19 protein-coding genes and 1 riboswitch are annotated in these 14,890 nt (G+C 28.1%); of the genes, 5 read left to right on the top strand and 14 right to left on the bottom strand.

The window, feature by feature from the left end; genetic code table 11:
• Positions 1–135: 135 nt before the first annotated feature.
• Positions 136–285 (top strand): hypothetical protein, encoded by a 150-nt coding sequence (locus ACI48P_RS06380; protein WP_475214647.1) that lies wholly within the window; start codon positions 136–138, stop codon positions 283–285.
• A gap of 42 nt (positions 286–327) precedes the next feature.
• Here ACI48P_RS06380 and ACI48P_RS06375 read toward each other — a convergent pair whose 3' ends face one another.
• Positions 328–555, bottom strand: coding sequence for a hypothetical protein (locus ACI48P_RS06375; RefSeq protein WP_475215028.1), 228 nt, complete (start codon positions 553–555; stop codon positions 328–330).
• Positions 556–685: 130 nt separating this feature from the next.
• Here ACI48P_RS06375 and ACI48P_RS06370 point away from each other — a divergent pair, with 130 nt between their 5' ends.
• Positions 686–1,816 (top strand): DUF3810 domain-containing protein, encoded by a 1,131-nt coding sequence (locus ACI48P_RS06370; protein WP_475214646.1) that lies wholly within the window; start codon positions 686–688, stop codon positions 1,814–1,816.
• A 98-nt stretch (positions 1,817–1,914) separates the two neighbouring features.
• Complete coding sequence (locus tag ACI48P_RS06365; protein WP_475214645.1) at positions 1,915–2,784, top strand: hypothetical protein; 870 nt, start codon at positions 1,915–1,917, stop codon at positions 2,782–2,784.
• A gap of 111 nt (positions 2,785–2,895) precedes the next feature.
• Here the strand turns inward: ACI48P_RS06365 and thiE are convergent, their stop codons facing one another.
• Positions 2,896–3,555, bottom strand: a complete 660-nt coding sequence (gene thiE, locus ACI48P_RS06360) for a thiamine phosphate synthase (RefSeq protein WP_475214644.1) — start codon at positions 3,553–3,555, stop codon at positions 2,896–2,898.
• 3 nt (positions 3,556–3,558) lie between these two features.
• Positions 3,559–4,356 (bottom strand): bifunctional hydroxymethylpyrimidine kinase/phosphomethylpyrimidine kinase, encoded by a 798-nt coding sequence (thiD, locus tag ACI48P_RS06355; RefSeq protein WP_475214643.1) that lies wholly within the window; start codon positions 4,354–4,356, stop codon positions 3,559–3,561.
• A 129-nt stretch (positions 4,357–4,485) separates the two neighbouring features.
• Positions 4,486–4,580: riboswitch (TPP riboswitch) on the bottom strand.
• Positions 4,581–4,741: 161 nt separating this feature from the next.
• On the opposite strand from thiD, the gene ACI48P_RS06350 reads away from it, so the two are divergent.
• Positions 4,742–5,512 carry a hypothetical protein gene (locus ACI48P_RS06350; protein WP_475214642.1) on the top strand — a complete coding sequence of 257 codons (771 nt, stop codon included), beginning with the start codon at positions 4,742–4,744 and terminating at the stop codon, positions 5,510–5,512.
• 149 nt (positions 5,513–5,661) lie between these two features.
• Here the strand turns inward: ACI48P_RS06350 and ACI48P_RS06345 are convergent, their stop codons facing one another.
• The 5 genes from ACI48P_RS06345 to ACI48P_RS06325 form a co-directional block, all read right to left on the bottom strand.
• Positions 5,662–5,961 (bottom strand): GIY-YIG nuclease family protein, encoded by a 300-nt coding sequence (locus ACI48P_RS06345; RefSeq protein WP_475214641.1) that lies wholly within the window; start codon positions 5,959–5,961, stop codon positions 5,662–5,664.
• Between the two features lie 145 nt (positions 5,962–6,106).
• Positions 6,107–6,634, bottom strand: a complete 528-nt coding sequence (epsC, locus tag ACI48P_RS06340; protein ID WP_475214640.1) for a serine O-acetyltransferase EpsC — start codon at positions 6,632–6,634, stop codon at positions 6,107–6,109.
• Positions 6,635–6,688: 54 nt separating this feature from the next.
• Positions 6,689–7,591: a cysteine synthase A gene (cysK, locus tag ACI48P_RS06335; protein WP_475214639.1), complete on the bottom strand. Its 903-nt coding sequence runs from the start codon at positions 7,589–7,591 to the stop codon at positions 6,689–6,691.
• Positions 7,592–7,772: 181 nt separating this feature from the next.
• The gene (locus tag ACI48P_RS06330; protein WP_475214638.1) at positions 7,773–8,381 is read right to left on the bottom strand and encodes an NUDIX hydrolase; all 609 of its coding nucleotides are present in this window, start codon (positions 8,379–8,381) and stop codon (positions 7,773–7,775) included.
• Positions 8,382–8,416: 35 nt separating this feature from the next.
• Positions 8,417–9,118, bottom strand: coding sequence for a B3/B4 domain-containing protein (locus ACI48P_RS06325; protein WP_475214637.1), 702 nt, complete (start codon positions 9,116–9,118; stop codon positions 8,417–8,419).
• A 232-nt stretch (positions 9,119–9,350) separates the two neighbouring features.
• Here ACI48P_RS06325 and ACI48P_RS06320 point away from each other — a divergent pair, with 232 nt between their 5' ends.
• On the top strand, positions 9,351–9,617 hold the full coding sequence (locus ACI48P_RS06320) for a DUF1294 domain-containing protein (protein WP_475214636.1): 267 nt from the start codon (positions 9,351–9,353) through the stop codon (positions 9,615–9,617).
• A gap of 152 nt (positions 9,618–9,769) precedes the next feature.
• Here the strand turns inward: ACI48P_RS06320 and ACI48P_RS06315 are convergent, their stop codons facing one another.
• The 6 genes from ACI48P_RS06315 to ACI48P_RS06290 all read right to left on the bottom strand — a co-directional run bounded on the left by ACI48P_RS06315 (position 9,770) and on the right by ACI48P_RS06290 (position 14,884).
• Positions 9,770–11,371, bottom strand: a complete 1,602-nt coding sequence (locus tag ACI48P_RS06315; protein WP_475214635.1) for a hypothetical protein — start codon at positions 11,369–11,371, stop codon at positions 9,770–9,772.
• Positions 11,364–12,074 (bottom strand): ABC transporter ATP-binding protein, encoded by a 711-nt coding sequence (locus ACI48P_RS06310; protein WP_475214634.1) that lies wholly within the window; start codon positions 12,072–12,074, stop codon positions 11,364–11,366. The genes ACI48P_RS06315 and ACI48P_RS06310 overlap by 8 nt, the downstream gene beginning before the upstream one ends.
• A 210-nt stretch (positions 12,075–12,284) precedes the next feature.
• On the bottom strand, positions 12,285–12,806 hold the full coding sequence (locus ACI48P_RS06305; protein ID WP_475214633.1) for an NUDIX hydrolase: 522 nt from the start codon (positions 12,804–12,806) through the stop codon (positions 12,285–12,287).
• A 120-nt stretch (positions 12,807–12,926) separates the two neighbouring features.
• The gene (locus ACI48P_RS06300; RefSeq protein WP_475214632.1) at positions 12,927–14,189 is read right to left on the bottom strand and encodes an MFS transporter; all 1,263 of its coding nucleotides are present in this window, start codon (positions 14,187–14,189) and stop codon (positions 12,927–12,929) included.
• Between the two features lie 20 nt (positions 14,190–14,209).
• Positions 14,210–14,482 carry a hypothetical protein gene (locus tag ACI48P_RS06295; RefSeq protein ID WP_475214631.1) on the bottom strand — a complete coding sequence of 91 codons (273 nt, stop codon included), beginning with the start codon at positions 14,480–14,482 and terminating at the stop codon, positions 14,210–14,212.
• Between the two features lie 12 nt (positions 14,483–14,494).
• Complete coding sequence (locus tag ACI48P_RS06290; RefSeq protein ID WP_475214629.1) at positions 14,495–14,884, bottom strand: SHOCT-like domain-containing protein; 390 nt, start codon at positions 14,882–14,884, stop codon at positions 14,495–14,497.
• Positions 14,885–14,890: the final 6 nt, after the last annotated feature.

Raw genomic sequence — 14,890 nt, 5'->3', positions numbered from 1 at the left:
GAAACCTTACTATTATATTAATATTAAATTAATTATCTCAATAATATGATAAAATATTCATATACTTACAAATAATAGTATTTTTTCTATAAATTTTAGTAATAATACTACTATTGTTGATGGGAGGCAAGAAAAATGGATTTAAATTTAATTATAAAAATATTATTGTTAATTGTTGTTATTGGAGTTTCTTTTAAAATAATCAAATATATAAGTGGATTTATTTTTAAATTAGCATTAATTGGGCTTATTTTGTTATTCGTATATAATATGTTTCTAGCCTAATAAATTAAAAAACTCTGAGATTTATTATCCCAGAGTTTTAAATTATTTTATTGTTTTTAAGTCTATATACGCTTCTATCTGAGGAATGTATAGCATATCATTTTCTTTTAAATGTGTATTGCCAAACTCTTTCAATTCCATACCTTCTTTATCTTTAGTTATTTTATATTTTACAACTTCACTTTCTTCATTTATTGTAGCATGGAAAAACATCCCCTCATATTGCTTAAATCTAAAATTGAAGTTATCTCTTGTAAGTTTTATAATAATCGCTTTCATAATTAATCCTTTCTATTTTTGTAACATTATAACATATTTATGAACTATATAATATTTATTTCTTAATATTTTTATTATTGCTATAATGTTGTTATAATAACTTTTACGGAGGTGTAAATTAATGAAATTAAGAGCTCGTTCAATCCTACTATTCCCTATAGCTATAATAATTAATTATATTTGCTCCAAATTTCCTGGTTTGGTTGAGAAATATTACTCAACAAGTATCAATAAGGTTATAGTTCAAGTATTGAGCAAAATTACTGGGATTATACCATTTTCACTATATGAACTTACAATGTATATTTTAGTAATTTCCTTAGTGTCTATTTTAATATATTTTATTTACATAGCTATCTTTCATAGAAATAAGTTAAAGCCCCTTCTTCAGAATTTTATTTTAAATTTATTATGTGCTTTTTCTATTGCATATTTTATTTTTGTAATATTATGGGGCATAAACTACAATAGAATGCCTTTACAGGCTACATTAGTAGAGAATTATAATGATATTAATAAGACAAATATATCAATCCCAAATAACTCAACAGAAGATCTGGCGAATTTATATAAGTATTTAATAGATAATGCAAACAATACTAGAAAACTAGTCAGTGAAGATAGTAATAAAATAATGAAAGGAAATTCAGATTATATAGGAATTATTTCAAGAGCACAACTTGGATACGATAATATTTTAGATATTATTCCATCTGTTTCAGGAAGTTACGGAAGTCCAAAATATGTTATATCTTCAAATCTTATGTGTTACACCGGAATAACGGGTATCTATTTCCCATGGACAGGAGAAGCAAATGTGAACATCAAAATACCTGATATATATATACCCTCAACAGTTACTCATGAGATGGCCCATCAAAGAGGTTTTGCAAGTGAGGATGAAGCAAACTTTATAGCATATTTAGCAAGTATAAATCATCCAGATATAGATTTTAAATACTCTGGATATATCTTAGCATTGAATCATACAACATCTGCTTTTAGAAACGTTGACTATGAAACTTACGAAAAACTTTCTAGAGCTATTAGCGACGACGTATTAAAGGATTTAGAAAATAATAGGGCCTTTTGGAAAAAATACGAAGGAAAAATCGATGAGATTTCAAATGACTTTAACGATGCATACTTAAAATCAAATGGAGTAAAAGAAGGCACTAAAAGCTATGGCAAGATGGTAGACCTTCTATTAACTTACTATAAATTATATCCTTTTTTGCAGAACTTTGACTAAATCTAATGTAGTATATAATGTCCCATTTTTGGTCTTTTAATCATATAACTATACTATGTAGAATATCTACTAAAAAAAATTAACATGGAGTGTTGTATATGCATAAAGACTGTACGAATAAAGCTAATCTTTGCCATACTGAATGTTCATGTAAAGAACTGAAACAGTGTAAATGTATGGAAAAACATGAAACTAATAAGAAACCTTGCTCTACTAGCAAAAAGACAAAACCTATGCCACCTATATTCGTATATCCAGTTGATTGCTGCGATATGCTAATGTATAATTTATTATGCCATTCTATAGGTAGAGTCGTAGGATTAAAATTAGAAGACAGTGACTGTATTTTAAGATTAAAAATATGTGAAGTTAATCACTGTGCAGTTATGGGGAAAACTGCTTCTGGTAAGGGGCCTATATATGTAAAATTATCATCTATTCAATATGTAGATTTAGGAAAAGAAGTTTATGTAAATCCATTATGTAATGTTGGTTCTGGAGCTGGCGTGGCTGGCCCACAAGGTCCTGCTGGACCAATGGGTCCTAAAGGGCCTAAAGGGGACAAAGGTGATATAGGTCCTCAAGGTCCTGCTGGTTCTTCTGGTTCAGCCGGCTCTAAAGGTCCTAAAGGGGATAAGGGTGATGTAGGTCCTCAAGGCCCTGCTGGTCCTATGGGTCCTATGGGTCCTCAAGGTCCTGCTGGCCCTAAGGGTCCTCAAGGTGATACTGGCGTAGCAGGTTCTACTGGTACAGGAAGTAAAGGTCCTAAGGGAGATACTGGCTCTCAAGGCCCTGCTGGTCCGACTGGACCAATGGGTCCTCAAGGCCCTAAAGGTGACACTGGTTCTCAAGGCCCTACTGGACCGATGGGTCCTCAAGGTCCTAAGGGAGATACTGGTACTCAAGGTCCTGCTGGACAAACAAAGGAACAATATATACCACCTAAAAAAGTTCCTTATAAAAAATAGTACTCTAGAAAATATTATTCCTCCTATGTAGTAGGTTAATATAAAGATAGGATATGTGAAGATTAAAATCTTACATATCCTATTTATTTTGCTAGTATTATTTTTTATTGATTAATTTTTTTCTGTCCACTTTTTTGTTTCTAAGTATATGTCATTTGCTTTTAATATGGCTGATACTATTGCATATCCATCGCAGTTTAAACTTTTCAATTCTTCAAAATTATCTAAATTTATACCACCTATAAGAACTATTGGCATATTAGTATTTTCCTTTATAGCTTTTACTGTATCAAAAGAAACTGACTTAGCGTCAAGTTTTGTTGATGTTGAATACATAGCTCCTACACCTATATAATCAGCACCATTCTCATAAGCAGCTCTTGCTTCTTCAATATCTCTAGCTGAAACTCCAAGTATCTTATCTGGACCTATTAAAGTTCTTACATGTTTCGCATCTATATCACTTTGGCCTACATGTACTCCATCTGCATCACAAAGCAATGCAATATCTACTCTATCATTTATAATGAATGTGGTATTATATTTTTTAGTTAATTCTCTTAACTTTAACGCTTTTTCTAAAAATTCTTTTCCAGATGCATCTTTCTCTCTTAGTTGAACCATAGTTACTCCACCTTTTAATGCATCTTCTATACACTTATAAAAATCTCTATTTTTTAAGATATCACTATCGGTTACTAAGTATAGTTTTAAATCTTCTTTTAATTTATTTTTCATAATATTAATATTAGAATTATCTAATTCCTCCAACGATTATTTTTCAAATTTATAAAAATGATGTACTGGTCCTACACCATGTCCAATATCAAAGCTATTTTTTATTGCATCAGTAATATATGTCTTACTTAAAGATACTGATTCCTTTATATCATATCCTAACGCTAAGTGTGAAGCTATAGCTGAAGATATAGTACATCCTGTACCATGAGTATTTTTTCTATCTAACCTTTTACTTTCGTAAACTTCATATATATCTTTTCCCATTAATATATCTATAGCATCTCCCTCTAAGTGGCCGCCTTTCATTAGCACATGCTTAGGTCCCATTTCTAGAATTTTCTCACCAGCTATTTTCATATCGTCTAAAGTATTTATCTTCATACCAGTAATCTCTTCAGCTTCAGGAACATTTGGAGTTATAATGTATGCCATTGGTATTAAATACTTTATTAGATTTTTTTTTGCTTCTTTTCTAAGCAGTGAAAACCCACTCTTTGATATCATAACTGGGTCTACAACTAAATTTTCTGGATTGTACTTCTTTAAAGTATTAGCTATTTCAAGTATTATTTCTGGACTTGATACCATACCTATTTTTGTAGCTTTAGGTCTTATGTCATTAAATACTACTTCTATTTGCTTTTTTATTATATTTTGACTTAATTCTTCAACTTCAAAAACTCCTTGTGTGTTTTGAGCAGTAATTGCTGTTATTACACTCATCCCATATGTACCTATTGCACTAAATGCTTTTAAATCAGCTTGTACACCTGCTCCTCCACTTGAGTCTGAACCAGCTATTGTTAATGTTGGTATTTGGTAATTTCTCATTCCTGTCCCCCTTAAATTTTGCATAAAAAAGTTATCTAAAATATAAATCATAATAACATACCTATAGATAAACTTATATTTTATCCATGGTATAAGCTACTAACAATTAATATCGAAGATAACTCCATGATTACAATATATAAGCTTTCCTACGCTGGCATTACCCAGTTCAGGTATAAGGGTCGGATATTTCCTCTCAGCCATTGGCTCCCCTAGCTATTCTCTTTACAAGTTAATTATAATACTTTTGACTTTAATGTCAACATTTAGTTATTCTTCAGATAATCCTTAGACACATATTTTTCTTTTATAATTTTATTTTAATAAGATTACTTCTCGTTTTTTAGGGTATATAGCTAATATCATAATCAATGGAGGCAACAATATGAAATACGACTACAATTTAGAGTTAAACAATATTTTAAATAAAATATATAAAGAGATAATATTAAAAATACTAGTTAAAGAAGATAATTTAGATATTTATAAAGAAAGTATAGATAAAATAAAAGATATATTATTAAATAAAAAAGTCTTTTTAGGAAGCGACATGGATGATTTTATTATTAATAGTCTACCTGAAGGTCGTGAAGGCGATTTATTTAGATGCTCAATAGCTAAATATCACAAACATCTTCACCCAATATTTGAAACACAAAGTGGAGAACCGGTTGAAGACCCTACTTATAATAACTTTGGATTATTAATGTTTAGAAGTCATATGAATAATCTATTAATATCAGATGTTCAAGGTTTATTTAACCAAAGTGGATATGAATCATTTGTTATGAATAATTTAAGTGAATGTTTTTCTGAGCTTAAATCAAAGATAGTTGATATCAAAAACAATGTTAATCCAATAATAATAAATTTTGATGATAAGAAATACTTATTAAATGTAGTTAAGAACATGATAGATAGAAAAGAACTTGAAATAGAATATGCATATAAACTAGTTGATATGGATAAACTTAGAGACTACATGGTAAAAATGGCAGTAACATTTGATTACTATGATGAATTCGATAAGTTAGAAGAAGATACACGATTCTGTTTAGATAATTTTTGTAAATACGATGCCTTTGAATTATATGATTTCCTTGTAAATGAAGAAGGCTTTGAATTATTAAATGAAGGTACCTTAGTAAAAAATTAGTTATATAATTTATCTTTATATTTGTAACTCTTTAAAATGAATAGAAGACTAGAATTAATTCTAGTCTTCTATTATTTTTATTCATTTCATATTTCAGCTACTTTTAGTTTTAAATTTCAATATAATTAATATAAATATGACTAAATTATTTATTCCATACTTCCTAACTTATAATCTTCTTTATTTTCAAGTTGTGAAATAAATTCATTTCCATTATTTATTATCCATAATTTTTTTAATCTAGACTGCTTTTTAATTAAACTCTCTAGCTTCATAGCTTTACTTCTTGAGTCACTAATAAAGAATACTTCTAATTTGTTTATACCTTTTGACTTTGTATACTTAGAATTAATTCCTTTTTCATGTTCTTTCATTCTTCTATTTATATCAGTCGTGTATCCCGTATATAAAGTGTTATCCTTACATCTTATTATATATGTAAAATGCATATTTCCCCCAAACTATTATTTATGATTAAATTAATCTAAAAGTTAATAAATATTTAATACCTATTATTCTTTATAATTTATTTTACACATAAAAAGGCTCTAATATCAACTAAAGATATTAAAGCCACATAATTTAATATTTACATTATATTTTTTCTCCATTAATTCGAACTGTATTTGCTGCTACTCCTACTACCGTAGCACCTTCTGGAACATCTTTTATTACAACAGCATTAGCACCTATTTTAGAGTTTGAACCTATTTTAATTGGCCCTAGTACTTTTGCGCCAGATCCAATAATAACATTATCTCCTACCGTTGGATGCCTCTTTCCTTTATCCTTACCTGTGCCTCCTAAGGTACTTCCATGGTATATTGTAACTCTATTACCTACCTCTGCTGTTTCGCCTATAACTACTCCCATTCCATGATCAATTAATATACCTTCTCCTAATGTTGCTCCTGGATGAATTTCAATACCTGTTAAAAACCTTGCTAATTGAGATATAAATCTTCCTAAAAAAAATAACTTTTTATTGTATAACCAGTGTGATAACAAATGAAATAACCTTGCATGTATAGATGGATATAATAGTATTACCTCTATTTTACTTCTTGCTGCAGGGTCATTTTCCATTATATATTCTATATCCTTATTTATTTTTCTAAACAAACTTTTCCCCTCCAATGTCTAATACTTATAATGATTTATAGTATTTAAATATAATTAATTATTAAATATGCCTAATGACATGTATTTATCTAATCCATCTGGTGCTATAGTAACAATATTAATATTTGGATACATTTGAGATAATTTCAGCGCTGCCATAATATTAGCACCTGATGATATTCCAACTAAAATACCTTCTTTTTCTGCCATTAGCTTAACACCCTCATAAGCTTCCTCATCATCTATAGTCATAATTAAATCAACTAATTCAGCATCGTAGTTATTTGGTATAAACCCTGCTCCTATTCCTTGTATTTTATGAGCTCCACTTTTACCATTTGATATCACTGGTGAATTTTTAGGCTCTACCCCAATAATTTTCATTTCAGTTTTTTTCTCTTTTAAATATTTTCCTACTCCACTTAATGTACCTCCAGTTCCGACTCCGCACACAAATAAATCAACATCTGCTACTTGTTTAATAATTTCAACACCCGTAGTTTCATAGTGAGCCTTAGGATTGTCAGGGTTATCAAATTGATTTAAGCTTTTATAATTTGAGTTTTTAATTATTAATTCTTCTGCTTTTTTTATAGCTCCACTCATTCCTAATTTACCATCTGTTAAAATTAATTTTGCTCCATATGCTTTCATTATTTCTCTTCTCTCAATGCTCATAGTCTCTGGCATTACAATAATTACTTCATATCCTTTTATTCTACCAATCATTGCTAAGGCAATCCCTGTATTACCACTGGTTGCCTCTATAAGCACATCACCTTTTTTAAGAAGTCCTTTATTCTCTAGCCCTTCTATCATAAAGTAAACCGCCCTATCCTTTACGCTCCCTCCTGGATTGTATTTCTCAAGCTTAACGTAAACATTGCCGTTTGATATTTTGTTTAATTTATACATAGGTGTGTTTCCTATCATGGTAAGTATATTTTCATTAACCATTCTTATCCCCCATTCTACTATCAAAATGATAATTGTTATAAGAATATTATATTATTATCATTTTGATAATGCAACATATTTTATTATTTTTTTATTAAAAAAGACTTTTGTATATTGTATATATAAAAAAAGACTAGGATTATTCCTAGTCTTTTTTCTATAATTATATTTAATTTTATTCTTAATCAAAAAGTTTATTACCCATATTGGCAAATAATTGAAGCATTAAATAACATTTAACATCTATTTCTTCTTCACCATTTAATATATCTAAAGCTTCTTCTTGAGATATTAAAATAGCATCAATATCTTCATCATCTTCTAAATAATCTTTACTTATTTCACCTTCACATAAACAGTAAACAAAGGAAACTGATTCATCAGTCATTCCTGGTGATAAATAAAGCTTATCTTTACTATTAATCTTGTTTATACTTACTAACTTTAAGCCAGTTTCTTCTTTTAATTCTCTACATACTGCTTTTTCCATTTGTTCATTATTGTCTACAAGGCCTGCTGGTAACTCATATATGTAATTATTAATTGGAACCCTAAATTGTTTTATTAAAACTAACTTATTGCTATCTTTATGAAGAGCTGCTATTACTACAGCATCAATTTCATCTTCCTTATCATTTAAATATATTTCATTAAGCTCATCCATACTTTTTCTAGATGCTACAGTCCAGTTTTTATCTTTATTTAGTTTGTTTTTATATTCTACATCATAAAGACCTACAAATTGTGTTTTAGCAATTTGTGATACTTTTTTTATTTTTGTACTTTTCAATTTAATTCGCCCTTTCTTATGTAATAAATTTATGTCTATATATCCATTTCTGGGTTATCTTTATCTACAAATCCTATAGTTACTTGACAATTAAAGATCTCCTTTAATAAGTTAGCAAGTTCATCTCTTGCTCCTAATACCTTATCAAGGTTAGAATCCTTAAATCCATCTATTGGAAAGAATACGCTGTTAGTTTCTTTAGCTACTTTACCAACTTCTCCTTGTCTCCAAATCCATCTTCTAGTTTTAACTGTATCACCTACTGAATATATTAATTCTCCACCTTCTAACAATTCAACTTCTTCTTCACCAAAAGGAACAAATTTATCTTCATTTGTTGAAAATCTTACACAAATATCACCATTATTACTTCCAATATCATGAGCTCCCATTGGAACTAAATATTTTAAAGACATTGAATTTCCTAAATCTACAATAGAGTTAATATTAGGAAGTTTCTTTCCTTTTGCCACTCTAGAAGTCATTGCTTCTATTGAGCTCATAAATTTATTTGGGTTTATTTCAAGCTTCTTAAATGCTTCTCTGTATGGCATTATCTCATCTGACTCTTTAACTTTTTTATCAGTAAAATAGTCTTCAACATATTTTATACTTTCTTCCAGTAAATTATTTATTTTATCAACATTTTTAGTATTATCTATCCCCTTAGCAATAACTACTCCAAAACATACATCATCTAACTTATCAAATACATCTTTAGAAACCTTAAACTTCATACTGTACCTCCTTAATTCTTATCCCTATAACCTATATCATTGGTTAATTATTCTTAATATTGTATAGATTATTGTTCATTATAATTCTTTTTATTCTTTTATATTTAGATATAAGTGTATCGCTTTAACCATATATTGTCAAAGATATTTTATCCGATGTTATTTATATTGTATTTTTTTATTTTAGAAGATATAGTAAGTATATTGATTAATTAAAAGGGTTGGTGAATTTATGAAAGAATTAATTTTAGTTTATTTGATAGTAATTAATATTACTGGATTTTTTACTATGTATATTGATAAAAAGCGTGCTATAAATAATCAATGGAGAATAAAGGAAATCACGCTAATATGGATATCAATTATTGGTGGAAGTATAGGCTCACTAATTGGAATGTATACTTTTAGACATAAAACTAAGCATAAAAAATTTACAATTGGTGTACCATTTATTATATTATTACAAATAGTTTTGTTTTTTATAATTCTATTACTATAATAAAATGTATTAAATACTACTACATTTTAGATTTAGGCTATGTTAGACTTATCAATAGTAAATTATAAATATTAAAAATCCATCCAACAGAATCTATTGGATGGATTTTTTACTTCGTATTATACAACAATGCAAACTTTTTTGATAATATATTATCTTAGTTTAAAAGTTTTTGGTGCTAGGCTATAGCTAACCATTAAGGCTAATACTATATATATAAATGTTAATATTACAACCCATATACTAAACACCGATGATGTAGTTTCTATTTGTAAACAAATATAGCTAATCATATATACTCCAAAATTTATCATACTAAAAATAGGGCTTTTTATTTGCAATTGCTTAGTATAAGGCTGTATTACATAGTACATAACTAAATAATGTGTTGAGAAAAATACTGATAAGAATATTATCGCTATAAATGTGGGAATCATTTCTATAATACTACTAGTGTGCCCACTTGCTATAGTCATCCCTACAATCCCACTACATAGAACTAATGCTGGGATAAGGTTTAGTCCTACTATTTTTCTTAGTCTTATTTTGAAGTTTGTAAGTATAGCATCACCTTGTCTGAAGTAGCTATATCTTAGCATACTTAAATCACAATTCAAAAACATAGATTTGCAGATTTTTTCTCCTAAAGAAATAAAGTACATAAAAATAACCCATGAAGTAGTACTATTTTTTATAATATTAAATATATTTTCTTTTTGGTTAGGCATAATTATTGTCAATCCTATTACGGCTATACTTATAAGTCCTATTATCACACTTCTTAGCCTAACCCCTCTATTGATTATATAGTCATATCTAGAGAAAAATATAGAATTTAAGTATTCATATCCTTCTTTTTCTTTATGTAATTCTAGATTAGGTTGTGTATTTGCTATTTTTTCTTCTTTAACTTTAACTTCTGCAAAACTAGCCTCAGCCATAATTGTTTCTGTATCTTTTATTGATTCTGCTGTTAATAATTCTTTTGATAATTTGTTAAATTTATTATATCTTATTATTCCTACAAAACTTGCTATTGCAATAATCACTGCCATTACTATAAATGGTATTGTAAATATTATTTTTGTAAAATCAATTGTATATTTTAAAAATGGAAGTAAGTAAGCTAAAAGAGCTCCTACTATCATAATAATAGATACAATGATTACTTTATCTCCTATTATAATTTTTGTTTTCTCATATATTTTAATAGATAAGTACTCACAAATCATTCTAAAGCATATCATTTCTACTAAAATTATAAATCCTTCTATAAAACTCCCCATTAGCAATGTTGTAAACGGAACAAAGAATATAATATCTGTTAGGTTTTTGTAGATAAGCTGACCTATATAGAAATCTTTTGGGTTTACTCTCATTAGCTTGATCATATTAAAGGCTTTAGGATTATTTTTATTTATAATGTATACATTTATTATTGAACCTAATATAAAATTTAAGAAGAATAATATATGAAGGGCATAGATTTTTATATCTATGTTCATCACTGAATCTTTTAAAAAAATCGCTGGTATAAAAATCATTATACCTATGTAAAATCCCTTTTTTATAAAACCAAATAAGAATTTTAAAATTTCACTTATTACACCTAATGTTATTTTTATTTCTAACTGCGCATATAGTTTTTCAGATATACAATTTTTTATAATAGGCACTTTTTTTAGAAAATATATCAAAGTATTTGCACCTTGAGCAAAAGATACTTTGTAAGTATTTACAAATGTTCTATACATTAGCTTCCTCCTTTAAGATTTGCATAATTTTTTCTTCAAATCCTGGGCTATGTAAAGTTTCTGTGTCTATTTTATTTAATTCTCCATTATTTAGTACAACTACTTCGTCACAAAGGTCTGTGGCAAGTTGTAGTATATGAGTTGAAAATATTATTATATGATCTTTTTTGATTTCTTTTAGTAGCTTTTTGATTTCAAGCGCAACTACTACATCAAATGATGTTAGAGGTTCGTCTAGAAGTATTACCTCTGGTCTTGTTATCAAAAAACAAAGCATTTGGATTTTATTTTTCATTCCATGGGAGTAGCTTTTTATAAGTTTATGGCTATCCTCTGTGTTGATTTTTATGAGTTGTAAGTATTCATTTATTGATTTTAGGTTTTCTATTTTGTCTTTATTAATATCTATAAAGAATTTTATAAATTCGTATCCTGTTAGAAATTCTGGTAGTACTGCATCTGAAAATACATATCCGATTTGATGATATTTAAGTGATGTTTGTTTTTGCGATTCGTCTTCGATTTTTATGCTTCCATTATCGTAGGGTATTTCTTCACTTATGCAATTAAATAGTGTAGTCTTTCCTGCTCCATTTCTACCTAATAGCCCATAGATTTTTCCTTTTTCAAAGGTGAAGCTTGCATTGTTCAAAACTTGTTTACCTTCATATTTTTTCTGTATGTTATCTAGTATTAGTTTCATTCTTATCCCCCATTTATTATTTATATACTGTTAATTCTATCACAACAAACTAGAGAATAGATTATTTCTCTCATTTCTAATTAAATACATTGTAAATCAGTAATCCTTACATAAAAAAATAATTCCTCTTTTATTTATAAGCGACAACACGAAAAGTGGTATAATATCGATAAATTCTAGTGAAGTATAATTGATATAAATATTATCATCTTATAGATTTTGAATTGCACCTGGTTCTTTTCTCATTTCAAAAATCATATGTATAAAACTTTTATAATAAGGTATAAACAAACCATCATCAATCATTTTTAATATTTCATCTTTATCTGCCCATTTAACATCTTTAACTTCTTCATACTGAAGACTTAATTTAGTAATATCAACATCATTTTCAATTATATAATAATCATCAAATCCATATTCAAAATTTATAGTTAAAAATGGTCTCTCACTTGATAAATCAACACTATATCCTATTTCTTCTAAAACTTCTCTGTTTGCGGCTTCAGAACTGGTTTCTCCAGCTAGTGAGCTACCTCCAACTGTTACATCCCACATATTAGGAAATCCATCTTTAAATGGTTGGCGTTGTTGGATAAGCATTTCATTTTTAGAATTAAAAATACAAACATGGACTACTGTATGATATTCATCTTTTCCTAGCTTTTCTCTCCTTTTTATAGTTTTATCCATAAATACCCTATCTTTGTTATACACATCCCATAATTCCATTATTCTTTCCCCCTTTTAATGTATTGATTTTACCTATCATTTAATCATCAATCTATATAAGCTATTAAAGAAATAGTAAAAGCCAGAAAACACTATTATTGCATTAGCTGGCTTATATATCTAATAATTTATTAATTCTTCTATATTACCATAATTACTGTCATACTCAATAAATTTTCTTAAGTTCTTAACTCTTATATTTACCATTGCTGCTACAAAGCAGAAAAAAAATAATGAAATCATTACTAATCTAATAGAAAATATCTCTCCTAAAACCCCACCCATAACTTGACCTATAGGTATTAGGCCCATACTTACAGTTGATGTTATTGCCATAACCTTGCCTCTTATTTCAGATGGTACAACTGTCATCATAGAAGTTGATGCTATAGTATTTGCAAATGAATTAAATATAAAAGCTAAATATATAAATATTAACATTAGATAATAATTATTTGTAAGCATAAAACAAAGGAATAATGCAGTTTGGCTTATTAGTGATAATCTATATATATTAAATTTATGCTCCCTTTTTATATTTACTATTGATAAGATTATACTTCCACTCATTGCTCCAAGTGCTAATACAGTCATAGCAAAACCGTACTTACTAATACCTAGAAATGGCATTTCCTTAAAGTATGGTACAAATAGTATAACTGCAGAATTAGCAAAAAAATTTATCATTGCACTTGACATAAAATTATTCCTCAATACTTTAAAGTTTTTTAAGTAATTAAACCCTACTTTAAAATCTTCAAAGAAAGTTATTTCTTTATCTTCTATGTTTACCTTAGGTATACTTATAAACATCTCTGTAAAGCCAGAAAATAAATATGATATTCCATTAAATAAAAACATATAAGGAGCCCCTAGTGCCACATATAACACTCCTCCTACTGCACTTCCAATCATATCCATACTTGATTGTGCAAGACTTGTCACAGAGTTTGCTTTTACAAGTTTTGACGATGGCACGATATCTGGTCTTGTTGAAATTATTGCAGGATTAAAAAATGCAGAACACACTCCATTTAATATTCCTATAACAAATACCATCCAAACTTGAATAAAACCAGTAATAGCTGCTACACCTACAAATGTTACAAATATTCCTCTTAATAAATCTGTTGCTACTATTATCTTTTTTCTATCCCATCTATCAACAAAAACCCCTGCAAATGGTCCAAGAATTATTCTTGGTATCATGGAAAGTGCACTTAATAATCCCATTAATGCAGTTGAACCAGTTATTTCTAGTATCCAAAAGTCTAGAGCTATAATATAAATCACATCACCAAGTACTGAAACTAACTGACCTTGCCACAGTAAAAAGAAATTCTTATTCCATAATTTCCCTTTATGCTTAACTTTATTTTCCAAGGTATATCCCCCTTAAGTTACTATATTTCTATTTTAACTATACTTCCACTTGGATCTTCAACATCAACAATTACCAAACCTTTATGATTTTTATTTAAATACTTTAAACCTTTTATTAAAGCCTTTTTATTTTTAATTTTAAATATTTCATTGGCAATATTCTGCTTAACATCATTATCTATATCTATATTTGATGGCCACTTTCCTAATCTTACAAATGTTATAATTGCAAACATAGGTAGCCTAATATTTATTTTTTTGCTAGAAGCCTCATCTTTAATTGAAATTTTCAACTGGATCACCCCTTAAGCTATTTCTACTATAATTTTATCTCCATCTTCACTATCTACTTCTACTATTCTACCAACAAACCCACTATCTATCGCCTTTATTATTTTGTCTAAATCCACATCATATTTACCTAACTTATCCTCACATACACTTGTACTACCACCTAAAATCTTAATAAACTCTATTGGTATATTTACACTTACTCTTTCTCCATCTTTACTTTTTACTCTGACGTAAAACATCTTTCCTACAGCATCATTTTTAGGTAAATTGAAAAATTCATCTTTTTCATCATAACTTTCTTTTTTATCATTACTTTCTAATGCATCAAGTAATTTTATTCCTTCCTCTGCCGTAATTTTGCCTTCTTCAATCATTTTTAAAATTCTTTTTTTATCTTCCATATTAAC

The organism is Romboutsia sp. LXY-2 (assembly GCF_056171995.1).
The sequence above is the reverse complement of the archived record's forward strand: the minus strand, read 5'-3'. Positions and strand labels throughout refer to the sequence as shown.

Excerpts from the sequence above, each read along its gene's own strand:
- ACI48P_RS06380 (WP_475214647.1), top strand. The coding sequence starts at position 136 with ATGGATTTAAATTTAATTATAAAAATATTATTGTTAATTGTTGTTATT.
- ACI48P_RS06370 (WP_475214646.1), top strand. The coding sequence starts at position 686 with ATGAAATTAAGAGCTCGTTCAATCCTACTATTCCCTATAGCTATAATA.
- ACI48P_RS06365 (WP_475214645.1), top strand. The coding sequence starts at position 1,915 with ATGCATAAAGACTGTACGAATAAAGCTAATCTTTGCCATACTGAATGT.
- thiD (WP_475214643.1), bottom strand. The coding sequence starts at position 4,356 with ATGAGAAATTACCAAATACCAACATTAACAATAGCTGGTTCAGACTCA.
- ACI48P_RS06350 (WP_475214642.1), top strand. The coding sequence starts at position 4,742 with ATGAAATACGACTACAATTTAGAGTTAAACAATATTTTAAATAAAATA.
- ACI48P_RS06345 (WP_475214641.1), bottom strand. The coding sequence starts at position 5,961 with ATGCATTTTACATATATAATAAGATGTAAGGATAACACTTTATATACG.
- cysK (WP_475214639.1), bottom strand. The coding sequence starts at position 7,591 with ATGGTTAATGAAAATATACTTACCATGATAGGAAACACACCTATGTAT.
- ACI48P_RS06325 (WP_475214637.1), bottom strand. The coding sequence starts at position 9,118 with ATGAAGTTTAAGGTTTCTAAAGATGTATTTGATAAGTTAGATGATGTA.
- ACI48P_RS06320 (WP_475214636.1), top strand. The coding sequence starts at position 9,351 with ATGAAAGAATTAATTTTAGTTTATTTGATAGTAATTAATATTACTGGA.
- ACI48P_RS06315 (WP_475214635.1), bottom strand. The coding sequence starts at position 11,371 with ATGTATAGAACATTTGTAAATACTTACAAAGTATCTTTTGCTCAAGGT.
- ACI48P_RS06310 (WP_475214634.1), bottom strand. The coding sequence starts at position 12,074 with ATGAAACTAATACTAGATAACATACAGAAAAAATATGAAGGTAAACAA.
- ACI48P_RS06305 (WP_475214633.1), bottom strand. The coding sequence starts at position 12,806 with ATGGAATTATGGGATGTGTATAACAAAGATAGGGTATTTATGGATAAA.
- ACI48P_RS06290 (WP_475214629.1), bottom strand. The coding sequence starts at position 14,884 with ATGGAAGATAAAAAAAGAATTTTAAAAATGATTGAAGAAGGCAAAATT.